At 40.0% G+C, this 22,454-nt stretch carries 15 protein-coding genes and 1 CRISPR repeat array; of the genes, 14 read left to right on the plus strand and 1 reads right to left on the minus strand.

Annotation, left to right across the window (positions count from 1 at the left end; genetic code table 11):
- Positions 1-16: 16 nt before the first annotated feature.
- On the minus strand, positions 17-2,230 hold the full coding sequence (locus J5M87_RS02260) for an ATP-dependent Clp protease ATP-binding subunit (protein ID WP_154608138.1): 2,214 nt from the start codon (positions 2,228-2,230) through the stop codon (positions 17-19).
- A 272-nt stretch (positions 2,231-2,502) separates the two neighbouring features.
- On the opposite strand from J5M87_RS02260, the gene J5M87_RS02265 reads away from it, so the two are divergent.
- From J5M87_RS02265 to recN, 14 genes are all read left to right on the plus strand, one after another.
- Positions 2,503-2,733: a DUF1797 family protein gene (locus tag J5M87_RS02265; RefSeq protein WP_154608139.1), complete on the plus strand. Its 231-nt coding sequence runs from the start codon at positions 2,503-2,505 to the stop codon at positions 2,731-2,733.
- A gap of 125 nt (positions 2,734-2,858) precedes the next feature.
- Positions 2,859-3,548, plus strand: coding sequence for an amino acid ABC transporter permease (locus J5M87_RS02270; protein WP_154608140.1), 690 nt, complete (start codon positions 2,859-2,861; stop codon positions 3,546-3,548).
- Positions 3,541-4,275 (plus strand): amino acid ABC transporter ATP-binding protein, encoded by a 735-nt coding sequence (locus tag J5M87_RS02275; protein WP_154608141.1) that lies wholly within the window; start codon positions 3,541-3,543, stop codon positions 4,273-4,275. The genes J5M87_RS02270 and J5M87_RS02275 overlap by 8 nt, the downstream gene beginning before the upstream one ends.
- A 130-nt stretch (positions 4,276-4,405) precedes the next feature.
- Entirely contained in the window at positions 4,406-5,260 is an 855-nt protein-coding gene (locus J5M87_RS02280; RefSeq protein WP_154608142.1) for a bifunctional methylenetetrahydrofolate dehydrogenase/methenyltetrahydrofolate cyclohydrolase, read from the plus strand.
- 639 nt (positions 5,261-5,899) lie between these two features.
- On the plus strand, positions 5,900-10,018 hold the full coding sequence (cas9, locus tag J5M87_RS02285) for a type II CRISPR RNA-guided endonuclease Cas9 (RefSeq protein ID WP_154632444.1): 4,119 nt from the start codon (positions 5,900-5,902) through the stop codon (positions 10,016-10,018).
- Positions 10,018-10,884: a type II CRISPR-associated endonuclease Cas1 gene (gene cas1 / locus J5M87_RS02290; protein ID WP_154608144.1), complete on the plus strand. Its 867-nt coding sequence runs from the start codon at positions 10,018-10,020 to the stop codon at positions 10,882-10,884. Before cas9 ends, cas1 begins: the two co-directional genes overlap by 1 nt.
- Positions 10,881-11,225, plus strand: a complete 345-nt coding sequence (cas2, locus tag J5M87_RS02295) for a CRISPR-associated endonuclease Cas2 (RefSeq protein ID WP_154608145.1) — start codon at positions 10,881-10,883, stop codon at positions 11,223-11,225. The genes cas1 and cas2 overlap by 4 nt, the downstream gene beginning before the upstream one ends.
- Positions 11,212-11,877 (plus strand): type II-A CRISPR-associated protein Csn2, encoded by a 666-nt coding sequence (gene csn2 / locus J5M87_RS02300; RefSeq protein ID WP_154608146.1) that lies wholly within the window; start codon positions 11,212-11,214, stop codon positions 11,875-11,877. The genes cas2 and csn2 overlap by 14 nt, the downstream gene beginning before the upstream one ends.
- Before the next feature lie 91 nt (positions 11,878-11,968).
- A CRISPR array of direct repeats spans positions 11,969-16,163; the repeat unit is 36 nt; unit sequence GTTTTAGAGCTGTGCTGTTTCAACTGATTCCAAAAC.
- A 988-nt stretch (positions 16,164-17,151) separates the two neighbouring features.
- A complete protein-coding gene (gene xseA, locus J5M87_RS02305; RefSeq protein ID WP_154608147.1) occupies positions 17,152-18,492 on the plus strand; it encodes an exodeoxyribonuclease VII large subunit in 1,341 nt (446 codons plus the stop codon).
- Positions 18,470-18,682: an exodeoxyribonuclease VII small subunit gene (locus J5M87_RS02310; RefSeq protein ID WP_154608148.1), complete on the plus strand. Its 213-nt coding sequence runs from the start codon at positions 18,470-18,472 to the stop codon at positions 18,680-18,682. The genes xseA and J5M87_RS02310 overlap by 23 nt, the downstream gene beginning before the upstream one ends.
- Positions 18,679-19,554 (plus strand): polyprenyl synthetase family protein, encoded by an 876-nt coding sequence (locus J5M87_RS02315; protein WP_154608149.1) that lies wholly within the window; start codon positions 18,679-18,681, stop codon positions 19,552-19,554. Before J5M87_RS02310 ends, J5M87_RS02315 begins: the two co-directional genes overlap by 4 nt.
- Entirely contained in the window at positions 19,547-20,362 is an 816-nt protein-coding gene (locus J5M87_RS02320; RefSeq protein WP_154608150.1) for a TlyA family RNA methyltransferase, read from the plus strand. Before J5M87_RS02315 ends, J5M87_RS02320 begins: the two co-directional genes overlap by 8 nt.
- Positions 20,355-20,786: an arginine repressor gene (locus tag J5M87_RS02325; RefSeq protein ID WP_154608151.1), complete on the plus strand. Its 432-nt coding sequence runs from the start codon at positions 20,355-20,357 to the stop codon at positions 20,784-20,786. The genes J5M87_RS02320 and J5M87_RS02325 overlap by 8 nt, the downstream gene beginning before the upstream one ends.
- 6 nt (positions 20,787-20,792) lie before the next feature.
- Positions 20,793-22,454, plus strand: coding sequence for a DNA repair protein RecN (gene recN, locus J5M87_RS02330; RefSeq protein WP_154608152.1), 1,662 nt, complete (start codon positions 20,793-20,795; stop codon positions 22,452-22,454).

Below are 22,454 nucleotides of genomic sequence, written 5' to 3' on the forward strand. Positions count from 1 at the left end.
AGCGGATAAAGTAGCCTTATTTTGCTTTAATTGAAATAGCACCCTTGCTAGTTAGAACAGCGCGCAAGTCTTTTTCTTCTGGATGTTCCAAATAGAAATCTGTCAGTGCATCTTCGATGTGTTCTTGAATGGTTCTACGAAGCGGACGGGCTCCCATTTTTGGATCATAACCTAAGTCCACCAATTTTTCCTTGACCTTGTCGGTCACATGGAGTGTCAGACCAGTTGTTGCCAAGCGTTTATTAACATCAAGGAGCATGAGGTCCACGATATGAAGGAGATTTTCCTTGCTGAGGGCATGGAATTCAATAATACCGTCAAAGCGGTTCATAAATTCTGGGCTAAAGAAATTGCTCAATTGACCAAGAACAGACTGGGTACGTCCTTCCATAGTAGCACCGAAGCCGACATTTGCTTCTACCTTGCCTGTTCCGGCATTTGAGGTCATAATGATAATAGTATCTTTGAAGCTAACCGTGCGGCCTTGGCCATCTGTCAAGCGACCGTCATCAAGGACTTGAAGGAACATGTGCATGACATCAGGGTGGGCTTTTTCAATCTCATCAAGAAGAATAAGCGAGTAAGGATTGCGACGGACTTTTTCGGTTAATTGTCCTGCTTCTTCATAGCCGACATAGCCTGGAGGGGCTCCGACTAATTTTGCGACAGCGTGTTTTTCCATGTATTCGGACATGTCAAAGCGAATCATACTATCGGCAGAGCCAAAGAGTTCGATGGCGAGTTGTTTGGATAGCTCAGTTTTTCCGACCCCTGTGGGTCCAACGAAAAGGAAACTTCCAATTGGACGGTTTGGTGCACCAAGTCCTACCCGATTGCGGCGAATAGCTTTGGCAATTTTATCAACGGCATCGTCTTGACCAATAACGTGTGCTTTGAGGTCACTTGCAAGATTGATTAATTGCGATTGTTCTTTTTCTTTCAAATCACCGACTGGAATATTGGTTTTTTGCTCAATGATCGCTTCGATTTCTTTTTCGGTAATCACAGGGATATCTTCCTCGCTGATTGTCGCTTTTTGCATTTCCTTGTATTTGGCAATCTGATCGCGGTAGTAGGCTGCTTTTTCAAAATCTTCATCACGGGTGGCCTGAGCCTTGCGATTTTCAGCATCAATCAAGCGCTGATCAATTTCTTTTGGATCAACGAAATTCAGCGTCAAGTTCATCTTTGAACCTGCCTCATCTAGTAAGTCAATAGCCTTATCAGGCAAGAAGCGGTCTTGAATGTAGCGGTTGGACAAAATGGCAGCCGCTTCAATAGCTTCATCGGTGTATTTAACATGATGATAGTCTTGGTACTTGCTTTGAATCCCTTTTAGAATGGTAATGGTCTCGTCCACACTTGGCTCATCCACTTTAACGGGTTGCATACGACGTTCCAAAGCGGCATCTTTTTCGATAATTCGGTATTCGTTGAGCGTTGTCGCACCGACTAGCTGCATTTCCCCACGAGCAAGGGCAGGTTTTAGGATATTTCCTGCGTCCATGTTACCGTCACCGGCAGAACCAGCACCGACAATTTCATGGATTTCATCGATAAAGAGAATGATTTCCTTGCGGTTGCGGATTTCTTCCATGAGCTTTTGCATGCGTTCTTCAAATTGCCCACGGATACCCGTTCCTTGAACAAGGCTAACCACATCGAGTCGAATGACTTCTCGTCCTTGAAGTTTTTGTGGGACATCTCCGTCCACGATTTTTTGAGCTAGACCTTCAACAACAGCTGTTTTTCCGACCCCAGGTTCTCCGATTAGAACAGGATTATTCTTGGTCCTACGGTTAAGAATTTCGATGACACGTTTGATTTCTTCATCTCGACCGATAACAGGGTCAATATCCCCACGGCGAGCAATTTCAGTGACATTGATGCCAAATTCTTCTAAGAGGCCCTTTGGTTGTTGGGGAGGAGGAGTTGGTCCACTATTATTGCCACGATTGCCACCGCCTGCTTGTGTTGGAGGTGTCTGGTTGCGACTCTTTCCAGCTGGTGTGTGTCCAGGGATCCCTCCGATATTATTGAAGAATTCGCTAAAGGGATCCATACTATTTGGATTCGCTAGATCTCCTAGTCCTTTTAAAATAGCATTATTGGGGTCAGTTTTCATGATTTGGTAACAATTGTGGCAAAGATCCACCTGTTGTTGTTTTCCATTTAGATTTGTATAAAGATGAATGGTTGCATCATTGATATTGCAGTTATGACAAAGCATGGGCAATCCCTCTTTTCTGTGAGAAATTCTGCCTTTAGAGATATTGAAGATAATGCAGGAAAATGGGCTTTCGTGCTGTAAAAAACAATAGTCAATAAAGGTCAGATATAAGTTTATTATAACAAGATTTGGCTAAATTGCAAGAATCTGCTATCTAAAATGAGAAAGAAGTGAGAGGAAAGACAGAAGAAAAATGGATAAAGCAAGACTTTTTACTGAAAATATGGTAGAATACTCCTGTAACGAAGATACTTAGAAATAGGAGAAGTGATATGGAATCACATTTAGTGCGAATTATTAATCGTTTAGAATCAATGGCAACAGACGGTGGAACCTTAAAACGAAATTTTGAACGTGACGGAGTTGTCGTTGCGGAAGTTGCTTACAGTTTCGATGAAGAAAATGGTTCAGTCTTTACTCTTCGTGATGTAAAAGCGCGTGAAACCTATACGTTTGACAGCATTGACTTGATTGCAATGGAAATTTATGAATTACTATACTAATTTCTGATGAAGAATGAAAAGCACTGCGGTGCTTTTTTTGTGAATTGAATATTTAAACAAAACTATTGTATTTTTATTCAAAAATGGTATAATAAGAAGCATCCAGTTTGAAAAGGAGTTCGTAAATGGATTTTTCATTTCTTCCCAAGTATTGGGATTATTTTAACTATGGAGCGATTGTTACGCTCTTAATAGCAGCTTTGGTTGTATTTTTTGGGAGTATCCTAGGAATTTTGCTGGCCTTTGCTCAGCGTAGCAAATTCCGCCCCTTAGCCTGGTTGGCCAATATCTATGTCTGGATTTTTCGAGGTACCCCTATGGTAGTACAAATCATGATTTCCTTTGCCGTGATGAATATAACGGCACCGACTTTTGAATTGGGAATTTTATCTGTTGATTTGTCACGCTTGTTGCCAGGGATTATTGTTATTTCTATGAATAGTGGTGCCTATGTGTCGGAAACGGTACGGGCTGGTATCAATGCCGTTCCAAAGGGACAGTTAGAAGCAGCTTATTCATTAGGAATTCGTCCTTTTGAAGCTATGAAATCAGTCATTATGCCACAGGCTATTAAGAATATTTTACCAGCTTTGGGGAATGAATTTGTGACCATTTTAAAAGATAGCTCCCTCTTGTCAACAATCGGTGTAATGGAATTGTGGAATGGTGCGACAACTGTTGCGGCAACGACCTATTTGACCCTGACACCTCTCTTGTTTGCGGCAGCTTATTATCTTGTCATGACCAGCGTGCTGACCTTAGCCATTCAAGCATTTGAGAGACAGTTAAACAAAGGAGGGCAAACTCATGCGTGAGACAATTATTTCCATCAAAAATCTGCATAAATCATTTGGGAAGAATGAAGTGCTAAAAGGGATTGATTTGGATATTGAGAAGGGTCAGGTTGTTGTGATCATTGGACCGTCCGGTAGTGGAAAATCAACCTTCTTGCGAACAATGAATTTGCTTGAGGTACCGACCAAGGGAACGGTGACCTTTGAAGGCGTTGACATTACGGATAAGTCAAATGATATTTTTAAGATGCGAGAAAAAATGGGCATGGTCTTTCAACAATTCAATCTTTTTCCTAATATGTCGGTGTTAGACAATATTACCCTGTCACCGATGAAGACCAAGGGATTAGCAAAGAGTGAAGCTGAAAAAATTGCCTATGATTTGCTAGAAAAAGTTGGCTTGCCGGATAAGGCTCATGCCTACCCTCAGAGTTTATCAGGCGGTCAGCAGCAGCGGATTGCGATTGCACGTGGGCTAGCTATGGATCCAGATGTCCTATTATTTGATGAACCGACTTCAGCCCTTGATCCCGAAATGGTTGGAGAGGTTTTAAGCGTTATGCAAGATTTGGCAAAATCTGGTATGACCATGGTGATTGTCACCCATGAAATGGGCTTTGCCAGAGAAGTGGCTGACCGTGTTATCTTTATGGATGGTGGCGTTGTCGTAGAAGATGGGACTCCGAAGCAAATCTTCGAAGAAACCAAGGAAGAACGAACGAAGAATTTCTTATCAAAAGTATTATAAAGACAGCCGCTGGACTGGTGTTCAGCGGTGTTTACTTATAGCTAAAGGCTATGACAATTACTAGCAAAAAAGTGCTAGAGTTGGACGCACATTTTTGATATAATGAAAAACATATGAAAAGGAGATGAATATGACAAGAATGGACGGGAAAGCCTTGGCGGCTAAATTACAGGAACAATTGGCAGAGAAAACAGTAGCATTAAAAGAGCAAGTAGGCATAGAGCCAGGCTTGGTCGTTATTTTGGTAGGTGATGATCCAGCCAGTCAGGTTTATGTCCGTAATAAAGAGCGTTCAGCACTAGCAGCTGGTTTCCGCAGTGAAGTCGTGCGTTTGAAAGCATCAACGACACAAGAGGAGCTGTTGGCAGTCATTGCTCACTATAATCAGGCCGCAGAGTGGCACGGGATTTTGGTTCAGTTGCCTTTACCTGCTCATATGGATGAAGAAGCTGTCTTACTGGCTATTGATCCAAGTAAGGATGTGGATGGTTTCCATCCAATGAATATGGGGAAATTTTGGAGCGGACACCCTGTTATGATTCCCTCAACTCCTGCAGGAATTATGGAGTTGTTGCGTGAATATGGAATCGATCCAGCAGGTAAAAAGGCGGTTATGATTGGTCGGAGTAACATCGTTGGAAAACCCATGGCCCAACTTCTCTTAGATGCGAATGCGACCGTAACTATTGCCCATTCACGAACGGAAAATCTTGAGCAAGTAGCACGTGAAGCAGACATCTTGGTCGTAGCCATTGGCAGTGGCCATTTTGTGACCAAGGACTTTGTTAAGCAAGGAGCTGTCGTTATTGATGTCGGTATGAACCGTGATGAGAATGGTAAGTTGATTGGTGATGTAGCCTACGATGAAGTTAAGGAGCTAGCAAGCTATATTACTCCTGTACCTGGTGGAGTAGGTCCTATGACCATTACCATGCTCCTAGAGCAAACCTATCAAGCTTGCAAAAGATTTCTTGACCTTGGTTAATTAGAAATCGGTAAATCAGCCCTAAGACCGATGTCCGAAAAATCAGTCTAGGGTATACTGATATCAATCCTAAATATTTTTCATAATCTCCGAAAAACAACCAGTCAAGACGGCTGGTTGTTTTTTTGTATGGGTATTCCATTAGTATTGTAATTTGTTTTATATAAAGCTATCATAATTTTTTTAGATATAGTATAATGAAAGCGGAAACAAAAAAAGCACCGAATCGGTGCGACCCCTCTCGAGGTTGAATACGGACTAAGCCTTATTTTAACACGCTGTGCTGTCTCAGCTAATTCCAATGACTATAGTATACAGCATTTTTTCAACTTTTGCAAGTGTTTTATCAGCCGTTTTAGAATCAGTTGAAACAGCACAGCTCTAAAACTATAACATAGCTTTTCTGATATTTTATCAAATTATAACTATTTTTTCATTATTTATGTGTATTTTGTGTTATAATCACTTATATAAGGCTATGTTATAAGGCTTTAAAAATATAAATTTAAAAGGTTGATTGGTTGGAGTTTGGAGAGTTATTAAAGTGTCTCAAGGGGTTTATAAAGCTACTAAGGAGATTGTTAACCTAATAATGGTTGTCATTGTTTAATCTATTCTCATATATAAAGGAGGGAAAGTATGAGTAAGAAAAACTATTCAATTGGCCTTGATATTGGCACTAATAGTGTCGGATGGGCAGTGATTACAGATGATTATAAAGTCCCTGTTCGAAAGGTTAGAGTGCAGGGAAATACAGACAAGCAGTCTGTGACAAAGAATATGCTGGGCGTCTTACTGTTTGATAATGGTGAAACGGCTGAAGCTACACGTCTAAAACGAACTGCGAGACGCCGTTATACACGTCGGAAAAATCGTCTTCGTTACCTGCAGGAGATTTTCTTTGAAGAAATGAATCAAGTAGATGGGGCTTTTTTCCATCGTCTGGAAGAGTCTTTCTTGGATGCTGATGATAAAAAAGAAGAGTGTCACCCTATTTTTGGTAATATAAGAGATGAGGTAGAGTATCACAAAAATTTTCCAACGATTTATCATTTGAGAAAGCATTTGGCGGATTCAACAGAGAAAGCTGATTTACGCCTGATTTATCTTGCTTTGGCGCATATGATGAAGTTTCGTGGCCATTTCTTGATTGAGGGTGAGCTAGGAGTTGAAAATGTCGATATTCAACGTTTATTCAATACGTTTATAGAAGAGTATGACAGACTAGTTGAGGAGAGTCATCTAGGAGAGATAAAAGTTGATGTACAGGAGATTTTTACTGAAAAAGTAAGCAAATCACGCCGATTGGAAAATTTAATCAAACAGTATCCAATGGAGAAGAAAAATACTCTTTTTGGAAATCTGGTGGCACTAGCTCTCGGATTACAGCCTAACTTTAAATCGAATTTTCAACTAGCTGAAGATGCCAAGTTGCAATTTTCAAAAGATACGTACGAAGAGGACTTAGAGAAGCTGTTAGGGAACATCGGGGATGAGTATGCTGATCTGTTTACTAGCGTCAAGAAACTCTACGATGCTATCTTATTATCAGGAATTTTGACGGTAAATGATACTTCCACTAAAGCTCCTCTATCTGCTTCTATGGTTAATCGCTATGAGGAACACCAGAAAGATTTAGCTCAGTTGAAGGCATTTATCAAGAATAATGCACCAGATAGGTATTCAGATATTTTTAAAAACCGTAGTCAAAATGGTTACGCTGGCTACATTAACAAAGGGGTCAGACAAGAAGATTTCTATCGTTATCTAAAAGGAATTTTATCAACAATTGAAGAAAGTGAATGCTTTATGGACAAAATTGACCGTGAGGATTTTTTGAGGAAGCAACGTACTTTTGACAATGGATCGATTCCTCATCAAATCCATCTTCAGGAAATGCGCGCAATTTTACGTCGCCAAAGCAAGCATTATCCATTTTTGAAGGAAAATCAAGCGAAAATTGAGAAAATCTTAACCTTCAGAATTCCGTATTATGTTGGACCTTTGGCACGCAAGGGTAGCTGTTTTGCTTGGGCTTCCTATCAGTCAGATGAGCATATCACTCCATGGAACTTTGACGATGTGATTGACAAGGGACAGTCAGCAGAGCAATTTATCACTCGGATGACGTCAAACGATCTTTATTTACCAGAAGAAAAAGTGCTTCCAAAGCATAGTCTCCTCTATGAATCGTTTAGCGTATATAATGAGTTGACAAGAGTAAAATACATCAACGAGCAAGGGAAAGCAGAATTTTTTGATACGAATATGAAACAAGAAATTTTTGATCGTGTATTCAAAAAGTATCGGAAAGTGACGAAAGAAAAACTGCTAAATTATTTACATTTAGAATTTGATGAATTTAGGATTATTGATTTAACGGGTCTGGATAAGGACAATAATGCTTTTAATGCTTCCCTAGGCACCTATCATGATTTGAAGAAGATTCTAGACCAATCCTTTTTAGATGATGAAGCTAATCAAGATGTGTTAGAAGACATCATTCATACCTTGACTTTATTTGAAGATAGGGAGATAATTCGCAAGCGTCTTGAGAAGTATCGCGATAAGCTTACGAAAGAGCAATTGAAAAAGCTAGAGCGTAGACATTACACAGGATGGGGAAAGTTGTCTTATAAACTCATCAATGGCATTCGCCATAAAGCAACTGGAAAGACGATTTTGGATTATCTTATTGATGATGGTCGTGCAAATCGGAATTTCATGCAATTGATACATGACGATCATTTGGATTTCAAAGAAATCATTGACAAGGCACAGGTAATTGGTGAGGAGGATGGTTTAGCTCATACCGTACGTGGACTAGCAGGTAGTCCAGCCATAAAAAAAGGCATCCTCCAAAGTATAAAAATTGTAGATGAGTTAGTTCGAGTGATGGGAGGGCATGCGCCAGAAAATATCATCATTGAAATGGCGCGTGAGAATCAGACGACGAACAGGGGAAGACGAGATTCACAACCACGCTTGAAAAAACTACAAGATGGGATGAATAAACTGGATGGTAAAGAAAAAATTAATATCAAGGATGTAGATAATCAAAGTCTTCAAAATGATCGTCTGTTTCTTTATTACATTCAAAATGGTCGTGATATGTATACGGGTAATCCGTTGGATCGTGATAAGTTGGGTGAATATGATATTGATCACATTATTCCACAAAGTTTTATCAAGGATGATTCGCTGGATAACCGAGTTTTGACAAGTTCTGCAGCAAATCGTGGGAAGTCAGATAATGTTCCAAGCATAGAAGTGGTTCGTGCAAGGAAATCTTATTGGTCACAACTGCAGAAGGCTGGTTTAATTTCGAAACGTAAGTTTGATAATTTAACAAAAGCAGAGCGTGGTAGTTTGACAGAAGCAGATAAGGCTGGCTTTATCAGACGTCAATTAGTGGAAACTCGACAAATTACCAAACACGTTGCTCAAATCTTAGATAGTCGCTGGAATAAGGAAAAAGATGAAGCTGGTAAGGTAATCCGAAAGACGAAGATTATCACCTTGAAATCAAATCTAGTATCGCAGTTCCGTAAGGATTTTCAATTGTATAAGGTTCGGGAAATCAATGATTATCATCATGCTCATGATGCCTATTTAAATGCAGTTGTTGGTACAGCTCTCTTGAAAAAATATCCAAAGTTAGCGCCAGAATTTGTCTATGGAGACTATAAAAAGCAGGATATTCGTAAATTTTTCACCAAGTCCAATGATGTATCTGAAATTGGAAAGGCAACAGCCAAGAAGTTATTTTACTCAAACTTGATGAATTTCTTCAAAATAAAGATTAAGTTAGCAGATGGGCAAGTTATTGAACGTCTAGTTGTCGAGAGTGATCCAGAAACAGGTGAGGTTATTTGGGATAAGCAAAAAGATTTTGCAACTGTTCGAAAAGTCCTTTCTTATCCACAAGTCAATGTGGTGAAAAAGGTAGAAGTCCAAACAGGAGGTTTTTCTAAAGAAACCATTCAACCAAAAGGAGACTCTGCTAAACTGATTGCTAGAAAAACTAAACAGACCTTCCTTGATCCAAAGAAATATGGTGGTTTTAAAGAGCCGACAGTTGCATACTCTGTTCTAGTTGTTGCAGATGTAGAAAAGGGCAGGACAAAGAAATTAAAGACTGTGAAAGAATTGGTTGGAATTACCATCATGGAGCGGTCAGCGTTTGAAAAAAATCCAGTCGCTTTTCTTGAAAAGAGAGGGTATCATAATATCCAAGCAGATACTATTGTCAAATTGCCTAAATATAGTTTGTTTGAATTAGAAAATGGACGACGACGCCTATTAGCTAGTGCAACAGAATTGCAAAAAGGCAATCAAATGGTATTGCCGGCAGAACTGGTAGCCTTACTCTATCACGCCCAAAGGATTGAAAAGCACGATGATAAAGAAAATCATCTCAAGTATGTGACAGAGAACATGGAACGGTTTAAAGACTTACTTGATTACATAGGTAGGTTTGCAGAGAAATATGTCTTAGCAGAAGATAAATGGCAACAAATTGAGAAACTATATCATCAGGCGGATGCAGACGATATTGTGAAATTCACTTCTTCTTTTGTCAATCTGTTGACCTTTACAGCTTTTGGAGCACCAGCTGCCTTTAAATTCTTTAATCAGACAGTTGACCGGAAACGCTACACTTCTACCAAAGAGTGTTTGGATGCGACTCTTATTCAGCAGTCAGTTACTGGTCTTTATGAAACTCGGATTGATTTGAGTAAATTAGGAGGAGAGTAATGGGCTGGCGAACGGTAGTAGTCAATACTCACTCGAAGTTATCTTATAAGAATAATCACTTGATTTTTAAAGATGCATCTCGGACAGAGTTGATTCACCTGTCTGAGATTGACATCTTGTTGTTAGAAACAACAGATATTTTGTTATCAACGATGCTGATAAAGCGTTTGGTAGATGAGAATATTTTAGTGATTTTTTGCGATGATAAACGTTTACCAACAGCTATGCTCATGCCTTACTATGGTCGGCATGATTCGAGCTTGCAATTATCAAAGCAGATTGCTTGGGACGAAGAAGTAAAGGCGTATGTGTGGACAGAGATTATTTCCCAGAAAATTCTGAATCAAGGATATTTTTTAGGAGTATGTGGTTTCTATGAAAAATCTGAGTCACTCATGAAGCTCCATCGCGAGTTAGAGTTATTTGATCCGACAAATCGTGAGGGACATGCGGCGAGAGTTTATTTTAATCGCTTATTTGGAAATGATTTTTCGAGGGAGATAGACAATGATCTCAATGCAGCACTCGATTATGGATATACGCTATTGCTGAGTTTGTTTGCACGTGAAGTAGTTGTGACGGGGTGTATGACACAATTCGGCTTGAAACATGCCAACCAATTTAATCAGTTCAATTTCGCAAGTGATATTATGGAACCTTTTCGACCGATTGTGGATCGGATTGTATATGAAAATCGGACTTCTTCGTTTGTCCATATTAAACGTGAGTTGTTCTCTATGTTTTCCGAGACCTATGCTTATATGGGAAAAGATATGTATCTCACGAATATCGTAAGTGATTATACGAAAAAAGTTGTCAAAGCATTGAATAAGGAAGGTAAAGGAGTTCCTGAATTTAGGATATGAGTTATCGATATATGCGGATGATATTAATGTTTGATATGCCAACCGATACTGCTGATGAGCGAAAGGCTTATCGTAAATTCCGAAAATTTTTGCTGGGTGAGGGATTTATCATGCATCAATTTTCAATTTATAGCAAGCTCCTGTTAAATAGAACGGCAAATCAAGCCATGATTGGTCGTTTGAGAGAAAATAATCCTCAAAAGGGTCATATTAGCTTATTGACAGTAACAGAGAAGCAGTTTGCTAGGATGATTTACTTGCATGGAGAGAAGAATACCAGTATTGCAAATACGGAAAATCGGATTGTCTTTCTAGGGGAGGATTATCATGTTGAAGATTAACATGCCTATTTTAGATACTGCGCTTTCGATTGGTCAACCTACGATTTTAGTCGTTGAAGACACGAGTCTTTATGCGGCAATCATCAGAAATTTTTATCAGTATCCTGAAAATAACGATTTGAAGATTTTTGATGAGAAAAACAAGGCATTATCGGGGAATGAGCTAATGCTGGTGACGGATATTTTAGGCTATGATATCAATTCTCCAACTTTATTGAAATTGGTTCATGCTGGAATTGAACATCAGTTGAATGAAAAACCTGAAGTGAAATCTATGATTGAGAAATTAGCATCAACTATTACAGATTTGATTGCCTTTGAATGTTTGGAGAATGAATTGGATCTAGAATATGATGAGATTACTATTTTAGAGTTGATCAAGGCATTAGGAGTACAGATTGAGACGAGGAGCGATACAATTTTTGAAAAATGTTTTGAAATTTTACAAATCTACAACTACCTACAGAAAAAACGGATACTTGTCTTTTTCAATATTGGAGCTTATTTAACAAGAACAGAGCTAGTGAAGCTATTAGAATATATTAGCTTATCGAATCAGACAGTCTTGTTTTTAGAGCCTAAGAAATTATACGATTTCCCACAATATATCCTTGACCAAGATTATTTCTTAACTGTTGAACATATGGTATAATAAGATAGAATAGTTGGAATCGGTTGGAACGAGAGTCTAGCTGAGACGAATGGCGCGATTACGAAATCTAGTAAAAAATTTTTTCTACGAGGTTTTAGAGCTGTGCTGTTTCAACTGATTCCAAAACCAAAAACAGCCTGATAACGATAAGCCTTCAGTTTTAGAGCTGTGCTGTTTCAACTGATTCCAAAACCAAAATATTTATAAACTATACTGAAGAATAGTTTTAGAGCTGTGCTGTTTCAACTGATTCCAAAACTCTTCATTTACATAAACCACATCGTTATCTGTTTTAGAGCTGTGCTGTTTCAACTGATTCCAAAACACACGGTCAAACAAAGCGGACTTTGAAAGAGTTTTAGAGCTGTGCTGTTTCAACTGATTCCAAAACGCAATGAGATGAGCAGGTCTGCACAGTTCAGTTTTAGAGCTGTGCTGTTTCAACTGATTCCAAAACCGCAAGCATATGACGAAAGGGCAATCATAAGTTTTAGAGCTGTGCTGTTTCAACTGATTCCAAAACAATCAATCCAAAAGATATCCAAATACGCATGTTTTAGAGCTGTGCTGTTTCAACTGATTCCAAAACGAACCATTGCTATTCTAGCCTTATCCTCTTGTTTTAGAGCTGTGCTGTTTCAACTGATTCCAAAACGAGACACTCATATTCTGATGTGCATGTGTAGTTTTAGAGCTGTGCTGTTTCAACTGATTCCAAAACTTCTAGCTTCTACTGGTTTAAGAACACCATGTTTTAGAGCTGTGCTGTTTCAACTGATTCCAAAACAGTACGGATTCACAAGTTTGGCGATTTAGAGTTTTAGAGCTGTGCTGTTTCAACTGATTCCAAAACTAGAGTTAGCTTTTTGGTCAATAGCGGAGAGTTTTAGAGCTGTGCTGTTTCAACTGATTCCAAAACAATTCTTGCCGTACGATTTCCAAGATGTTTGTTTTAGAGCTGTGCTGTTTCAACTGATTCCAAAACATAAGGAACGATATACGCTTGCCCTAAACTGTTTTAGAGCTGTGCTGTTTCAACTGATTCCAAAACTTGACGATACGATTTCGTTCAAACTGGATAGTTTTAGAGCTGTGCTGTTTCAACTGATTCCAAAACCGCTGTACGATGGTCCATGCGCAGGAGTTAGTTTTAGAGCTGTGCTGTTTCAACTGATTCCAAAACCTTGCGTGGAATCGAGTGTTTGGTGGAATAGTTTTAGAGCTGTGCTGTTTCAACTGATTCCAAAACTGCGATACCATTCAATAACAGCATCTCTAGTTTTAGAGCTGTGCTGTTTCAACTGATTCCAAAACACAAGAGCTCTATTTCATTCATTAACTGATGTTTTAGAGCTGTGCTGTTTCAACTGATTCCAAAACTAAAAAAGTAAAAAAGCCTGACGGCAATCAGTTTTAGAGCTGTGCTGTTTCAACTGATTCCAAAACTTGAAGCTGGATTGATGGAACGGTATTTGCGTTTTAGAGCTGTGCTGTTTCAACTGATTCCAAAACCTTTAATTCTATTAATGTAAAGTACTGACTGTTTTAGAGCTGTGCTGTTTCAACTGATTCCAAAACTAATTTTCGGTTCAGTAGCTCGACGTTATCGTTTTAGAGCTGTGCTGTTTCAACTGATTCCAAAACTGGTGATAGTATGTTGCCACGCTACGAACCGTTTTAGAGCTGTGCTGTTTCAACTGATTCCAAAACAAGATACGAGTCAAACCGTCCCAAGCGGATGTTTTAGAGCTGTGCTGTTTCAACTGATTCCAAAACGTTCCGTTAGTTATTCATGTGCACGTCAAGGTTTTAGAGCTGTGCTGTTTCAACTGATTCCAAAACATTAATGTGGTTTTTACCGTCAACATAAATGTTTTAGAGCTGTGCTGTTTCAACTGATTCCAAAACCGAATATCTGGACGAGCTATTGACACAGCAGTTTTAGAGCTGTGCTGTTTCAACTGATTCCAAAACGGACTATATTGTTTCTATCTTCAGCGGGATGTTTTAGAGCTGTGCTGTTTCAACTGATTCCAAAACTTTCACGGTCAGCTCCTTCCGTCTTTCCTTGTTTTAGAGCTGTGCTGTTTCAACTGATTCCAAAACCTAATGATTGTCACTTGCGCATGTCGGAGAGTTTTAGAGCTGTGCTGTTTCAACTGATTCCAAAACAGATTGTAGCATATGAGACTTTATCAAGTTGTTTTAGAGCTGTGCTGTTTCAACTGATTCCAAAACTTTAGCTTACAAAAATATAATACACCTTATGTTTTAGAGCTGTGCTGTTTCAACTGATTCCAAAACTCAACCAAAAAAAGAAATGAATATAGGGGCGTTTTAGAGCTGTGCTGTTTCAACTGATTCCAAAACTAGCTTCTCTGCTTCTGCTAACGCAAGGCGGTTTTAGAGCTGTGCTGTTTCAACTGATTCCAAAACGGACAATCGCTTGTTTTGTGAGATTGTCAAGTTTTAGAGCTGTGCTGTTTCAACTGATTCCAAAACGATTGCCATGATTGGGGATAACAAGCATTAGTTTTAGAGCTGTGCTGTTTCAACTGATTCCAAAACATACCAAGCACGAGTACAACATTGGAGATGGTTTTAGAGCTGTGCTGTTTCAACTGATTCCAAAACTGTTACAGTTCTTGGAGAATACCAGCCTGTGTTTTAGAGCTGTGCTGTTTCAACTGATTCCAAAACATTTTTTCTCCTCACACTCAACGTTTGGCGAGTTTTAGAGCTGTGCTGTTTCAACTGATTCCAAAACTTACATAACAGCCTACGGACGTGTATATCTAGTTTTAGAGCTGTGCTGTTTCAACTGATTCCAAAACGCCACACTACGATTATGCAATCGGTGTACGGTTTTAGAGCTGTGCTGTTTCAACTGATTCCAAAACTGAATTTTTTTCTTGAACTTTTGTTCAATGGTTTTAGAGCTGTGCTGTTTCAACTGATTCCAAAACTGCGATGCCGCTTTCTAAATCTTCGAGGGCGTTTTAGAGCTGTGCTGTTTCAACTGATTCCAAAACGGCCAGAATTACGTGGTGAGTGAAGCGGCTGTTTTAGAGCTGTGCTGTTTCAACTGATTCCAAAACGACCGAGCAGAAAAAGCTAGTCCAAATCACGTTTTAGAGCTGTGCTGTTTCAACTGATTCCAAAACCGATAATCTGCATCAGTCGCAATACGGTTGGTTTTAGAGCTGTGCTGTTTCAACTGATTCCAAAACCAATAAGCCGCTTGTGATGACGCTCGGGACGTTTTAGAGCTGTGCTGTTTCAACTGATTCCAAAACAGAAGGCAGCACCAATTGATGTCACTCCTCGTTTTAGAGCTGTGCTGTTTCAACTGATTCCAAAACTGGTATCATCGTCCACCTCCTCAATTAGCTGTTTTAGAGCTGTGCTGTTTCAACTGATTCCAAAACACTGGCAAATCGAGGTCTTGACTGCGGTTTGTTTTAGAGCTGTGCTGTTTCAACTGATTCCAAAACATAATTTTTATCCAATTTACGATTGGACGAGTTTTAGAGCTGTGCTGTTTCAACTGATTCCAAAACTTCCAATTCCTAAGAAAGTATTTACTCCTAGTTTTAGAGCTGTGCTGTTTCAACTGATTCCAAAACTTACGAAAAAATCAATTATTGTTAAGTCTTGTTTTAGAGCTGTGCTGTTTCAACTGATTCCAAAACATTTCCCAAAAAGACAAGCACTCCGATACTGTTTTAGAGCTGTGCTGTTTCAACTGATTCCAAAACTACAAGTTAGTCATTACCACAAGAAAAAACGTTTTAGAGCTGTGCTGTTTCAACTGATTCCAAAACCACCATTAATAGCGGGATTCGACTGTTGAAGTTTTAGAGCTGTGCTGTTTCAACTGATTCCAAAACCGGTATATCACCGTGTCTAAACACAATGCAGTTTTAGAGCTGTGCTGTTTCAACTGATTCCAAAACTATAATAGATTTACCAGTTATTACATCACAGTTTTAGAGCTGTGCTGTTTCAACTGATTCCAAAACTTTATTTTGTTTTGTATTTCGGTATAATTTGTTTTAGAGCTGTGCTGTTTCAACTGATTCCAAAACGCGGACTTCTAGCTTTTGTCGCCCTCTGGAGTTTTAGAGCTGTGCTGTTTCAACTGATTCCAAAACAGGAACCCCCAAAGGCGCTGCAGTTGATATGTTTTAGAGCTGTGCTGTTTCAACTGATTCCAAAACAATGGTATTTTTACAAAAACGCTTCAAATCGTTTTAGAGCTGTGCTGTTTCAACTGATTCCAAAATTGAAACTTAGAATGATTTTCTAACAAGTATAAATGGATTGGGTGTCAATCTTAATTAGAGGAGTATTTTATTCTAAGATAGTCATTCCTCATAATGATATATTTATTTAATGAGGAACATGGTGAACCACCTAGAGCGATCTAGGTGCTTTTTTCATACAAATAATCTACAGGGAATGGTCTGTATTGTTATTAGTAAATCAGCATGCAGGTGAATGACTAGATGGTGCTTTCCTAGTCATTTTCCACTCTTTTTGGTATAATAAAGAACGGAAAATACAAGAAAAGTTTGTATCTTGTTGTGCTGAATATAGCTTAGGTATTGTGTAAAAAAAGACAGAGCTGTTCTAGCTTTAGTTAGTTGCAGTCTTGCCTCCCTTTAGAGAGAATCTTTCCTAGAATCAAGGAGATTCTTCGTCAAGATTCCTAATTTTTCTGTAGCTGTTGCGAGCTTGCTCGCTTTACAGATACGGATGCCCTAAGGGTATACAGTATGTTTTAAGCGCCCTCGTATCTTGTTTAATTGAATTCGAGCTACAACTCGCTGACAAAAAGATAAATCTCATTGGTCGCAAGACAACCTGCTTCGATTTCCTATTTTGTCTAGGAGTTGTTTGACGCCCTCGTATCTTGTTTAATTGAATTCGGGCTACAACTCGCTGACAAAAAGATAAATCTCATTGGTTGCAAGACAACCTGCTTCGATTTCCTATTTTGTCTAGGAGTTGTTTAACGCCCTCATATCTTGTTTAATTGAATTCGGGCTACAACTCGCTGGCAAAAAGATAAATCTCATTGGTTGCAAGACAACCTGCTTCGATTTCCTATTTTGTCTAGGAGTTGTTTAACGCCCTCGTATCTTGTTTAATTGAATTCGGGCTAAAAGCTCGGAAAATAGATAAACATTCCTAGAAGTTCTGCTTCTTCGTCATGTTTCCTAATTTTCATTCGCTTTTTTAACGCCCTCATATCTTAGTGAAAGGAGTTTTATGCCAGATTATTTGTCGGTGTCATCGTTGACCAAGTATTTGAAGTTGAAGTTTGATCGGGATCCGTATTTAGAGCGGGTTTATTTGACGGGTCAGGTGTCTAATTTTCGTAAGCGACCGAGTCACCAGTATTTTTCGCTGAAGGATGAAAAGGCAGTGATTCAGGCAACTGTTTGGGCAGGTGTTTATAAATCGCTAGGCTTTGAGTTGGAAGAAGGCATGAAGCTTAATGTCATTGGCCGGGTTCAGTTGTATGAGCCGAGTGGCAGTTACTCCATTATCATTGAGAAGGCTGAACCAGACGGAATTGGTGCTCTTGCTATTCAGTTTGAGCAGTTAAAAAAGAAATTGGGGGACGAGGGGCTTTTTCAAGACAAGTTCAAGCAAGCCATTCCGCAATTTGCAAGAAAAATTGGAGTAGTGACTAGTCCTAGTGGAGCAGTCATTCGAGATATTATTACGACGGTTAGCCGGCGTTTCCCAGGTCGCGAGATTGTCTTATATCCCACCAAGGTGCAGGGAGATGGTGCAGCGACCGAGATTGCTCAAAATATCCGTAGGGCGAATGAGCGAGCAGACCTTGATGTGCTGATTATTGGGCGTGGAGGTGGTTCTATTGAGGATTTGTGGGCTTTTAATGAAGAAGAAGTTGTCCGAGCCATTTTTGAATCACGAATTCCGATTATCTCAAGTGTGGGCCATGAAACAGATACAACCTTAGCAGATTTTGTAGCAGATAGGCGTGCAGCAACCCCAACAGCAGCAGCGGAATTGGCAACACCTGTAACCAAATTAGATTTGCTATCTCATCTCAAACAGCAGGAAAATCGGATGAGTAAAGCTATGGGAAATCGGTTGGTCTATCATCGTGAACGGTTAGAGAAATTAGTTCACTCAGTGATATTTCGACAGCCAGAACGGCTGTATGATGCCTATTTACAAAAATTAGATCAATTACAACTGCGCATGCGACAATCGATTTTCGAATATAAACATAGCGGGGAAAAACAGACTCAAGTGTTGACTCAGCGTTTGCTTGCATGCTCGCCAGCTCAGAAAATTGCTCTCTATCAGGAGAAATTAGCCCAGCAGAAACGATTGTTACGGAGCAATACTGCTATCATCTATGATCAGAAAGTTGCAGAAGTTAAGCGCTTGGCAAACAGTCTGTTACTGCTGGATACCAGTCGGATTGTGGCACGAGGATATGCGCTACTAGAGCAGAATGGTCAAGTCATTGATAGTGTCTATAAGGTGAAAAAAGAAGAAAATGTGACGATTCAGCTACGAGATGGTCACCTAGAAGTTGAGGTAAAGGATGTCAAAACAAAAGAAATTTGAGGAAAATTTAGCAGATTTGGAGCAGATTGTAACACATTTAGAAAGTGGAGATGTGGCACTGGAAGATGCGATTGCTGCATTCCAAAAAGGGATGAAACTCTCCAAAGAATTGCAAGAAACACTGCATCAAGCAGAAAAGACCTTGGTGAAGGTCATGCAAGCAGATGGAACAGAAACGGATATGGAATGAAGCAAGTAGAACAATTAAAGTGGCTTGAGCAGGTTATCTTGGACTTTTATGCTACAAAGCCAGTCGCCCCTCAGTTAGTAGAAACCATTCTTTACTCCGTTCAGGCAGGTGGCAAGCGTCTGCGTCCGCTTTTGCTCTTGGAGTTGCTAGAGGGATTTGGGATTAGGCTGACCGATGCCCATATGCAGGTGGCTGCTGCCCTTGAGATGATCCATACAGGGAGTTTGATTCACGATGATTTACCTGCTATGGATAATGACGATTATCGCAGAGGGCGCTTGACGAGCCACAAAAAATTTGGTGAGGACATGGCCATTTTAGCTGGAGATAGCCTCTTTTTGGACTCTTATGCTTTGGTGGCAATGGCAGAGCTACCTAGTCAGATTCGGATAGAACTGATTGTGGCCTTGTCTAAGGCTGCTGGAACCTTTGGCATGGTTGGTGGACAAGTCCTTGATATGGAAGGGGAAAAACGGCAGTTAAATCTTGCAGAATTGCAAGCGATTCATGCCCATAAGACGGGAAAACTACTCGCCTATCCCTTTGTAGCTACAGGGGTGATGATGGAAGCAGATAGTCAACTAAAATCTCTCTTACAAGAAACAGGGGAATGGCTTGGCCTTGCTTTTCAGGTGCGGGATGATATTTTAGATGTGACGGCTAGTTTTGAAGAACTGGGCAAAACCCCAAACAAGGATCTTGTAGCAGATAAAACAACCTATCCAGCCCTTCTTGGTTTAGAAGAAGCAAAGGATTTCTTAGAGATGAGTTTGGATAAGGTAGAGACACTCTTGCAAGACCTGGAGAAGAAAACAGCCTTTCAGGCAGAAAAGATTCGAAAGATAGTAGAAAGTTTACGATTACATGGCTAAGGAAAGAGTAGATGTATTGGCTTATAAACAGGGGCTTTTTGATACACGAGAGCAAGCCAAACGCGGTGTCATGGCAGGCTTAGTCATCTCTGTTGTAAATGGGGAGCGCTATGATAAGCCAGGTGAAAAGATTGATGACAATACCGAGTTAAAGTTAAAAGGTGAGAAGCTGAAATACGTTAGCCGTGGCGGACTCAAGTTGGAGAAAGCCTTGCAGGTATTTGGCTTATCGGTTGTGGATAAAACGACCCTTGACATCGGAGCTTCAACTGGCGGATTTACTGATGTCATGTTGCAAAGTGGTGCTAGCCTAGTCTATGCTGTGGATGTTGGAACCAATCAATTGGCTTGGAAAATCCGACAAGATGAGCGAGTTGTTAGCATGGAACAGTTTAATTTCCGCTATGCAACCGTCAGTGATTTTGAGAAGACACCTCAATTTGCGAGTATTGATGTCAGCTTTATCTCACTCAGTCTGATTTTGCCAGCTTTGGCAACGATTTTAGCAGATGAGGGTGATATTGTTGCTTTGATCAAACCGCAATTTGAGGCGGGACGAGAGCAGATTGGTAAAAATGGGATTATCAAGGACAAGACAGTTCATCGCATGGTCTTGGACAAGGTGACAAAATTCGCAGTAGAGTCCGGTTTTTCAGTCAAAGCTCTTGATTTTTCACCAATTCAGGGTGGTCATGGAAATGTGGAATTTTTAGCCTATTTGAAAAAGGAAAGTCCAGCTATCAATCATGTTTCTTCCGTGATTGAAACCATTGTAGAACAAGCGCATAAGGAATTTAGAGATGAGTAAAAAAGAACGCCTAGAGAAAATTAGAAGATTTGTTACAGATTTCGAGATTGGAACGCAAGAAGAAATTGTAGAACATCTACGCAATTCTGGACTGACAGCTACACAGGCAACTGTTTCACGCGACATCAAAGAATTAGGAATTGTCAAAACGCCTTTAAAGGATAATAGCTATATTTATGAACTTCCAAAAACTAAGGCAGCTAGCTTTAAATTAGTTGAAAAAAATGTCTTATCTTCTGAAATGCTTGATCATATGCTTAATTTGAAGTTGGTCCCAGGAAGTACGGCCTTTGTAAAAAATCAGATTGTCGAAGCCTTTTCCCATCTTATTTTTAGCATTTTAGCAGATGATGATACGATTTTAATCATTTTACGAGACAAGAGTCAGGCACAGGATGTCTTAGAAACAATAAAAAATTGGTAGGTTGCCATGTTACTTGAAATTTCCATTAAAAACTTTGCCATTATTGAGGAAATTTCCCTTAATTTTGAGCAAGGCATGACAGTCCTGACAGGAGAAACTGGGGCTGGAAAGTCGATTATTATCGACGCTATGAATATGATGCTGGGAAGCAGGGCTACGACGGATGTCATTCGCCATGGGATGCCAAAGGCTGAGATAGAAGGTTTGTTTTCGATTGAGCAGAGTAGAAGTCTACAGGAGCTCTTGGAAGAACAGGGATTAGAAGTGTCAGATGAGCTGATTATTCGGCGTGAGATATTGCAAAATGGTCGCAGTATTAGCCGAATCAATGGTCAGTTGGTCAATTTATCTGTCCTCAAAGCTATTGGTCAGCACTTAGTGGATATTCATGGGCAACATGATCAGGAAGAGTTGATGCGCCCGCAACACCATATTGCCATGTTAGATGAATTTGGGGACGATGCCTTTTTCCAATTGAAAGCGGACTACAAGGCTGCTTTTGATGCTTATAGATCTTTGCGTAAGCAAGTTTTGACCATTCAGAAAAATCAAGAGGACAATAAAGCCCGTATTGAGATGCTGGAATACCAGATAGCAGAGATTGAGGCTGCAGGTCTTCGAGCTGGTGAGGATACGGAACTGAGCCAAGAGCGGGAAAAGTTGCTCAACTATAAGCAGATTGCAGATACGCTGGCAAATGCCTATACGATGCTAGACAATGAAGATTTTTCCAGTCTGACCAATGTCCGTTCTGCCATGCATGATTTGGAGTCCATTGAGGAGTTTGATGCTAGTTATAAGGAACTAGCTGGCAGTCTTTCTGAAGCCTACTATGTCTTAGAAGATATTACCAAGCGCTTGGAAGGAATCATTGATGGACTAGATTTTGATGGCAATCGCTTGATGCAGGTTGAGGGACGGTTGGATTTGCTCTATAGTATTAGCCGTAAGTACGGAGGCACAGTCGATGATGTCTTAGACTATCTGGAGCAAATTAGCAAGGAATACCAACTCTTAACAGGGTCGGAGGTCTCCTCTGAACACCTTGAAAGTGAATTGAAACATCGCGAAAAAGAATTGATTCGCCTAGCTGGAGAATTAGCTACTGCTCGTCATCTCTTGGCAGAAGGCTTGGAGCAAGAAATCAAGCAGGAGTTGAAAGAACTCTATATGGAGAAGGCTGATTTTCAGGTTCGCTTTAGCAAGGCTAAATTTGGTCGTGAGGGAAATGAACAGGTTGAATTTTACATTTCAACAAACCCTGGTGAGGATTTTAAACCCTTGGTTAAGGTGGCTAGTGGAGGAGAATTGTCTCGCTTGATGTTGGCAATTAAATCTGCTTTCTCACGCAAGGAAGGTAAGACCAGTATCGTCTTTGATGAAGTAGACACAGGTGTGTCTGGTCGTGTCGCTCAAGCCATTGCTCAAAAAATTCACAAAATTGGGAGTCATGGGCAGGTTCTTGCTATTTCTCACTTGCCTCAGGTCATTGCCATTGCAGATTATCAGTTCTTTATTGAGAAAATCAGTGATGACCACTCAACGGTGTCCCGTGTTCGTCTCTTGACGACTGAGGAACGGATTGAGGAAGTAGCTAAGATGTTGGCGGGTGAAAATGTGACAGAAGCTGCGCTCACTCAGGCAAAAGAACTCTTAAAGAAAGGGTAG

This window comes from Streptococcus sp. zg-86 (assembly GCF_017639855.1).
Classification (GTDB): Bacteria; Bacillota; Bacilli; order Lactobacillales; family Streptococcaceae; genus Streptococcus; species Streptococcus zhangguiae.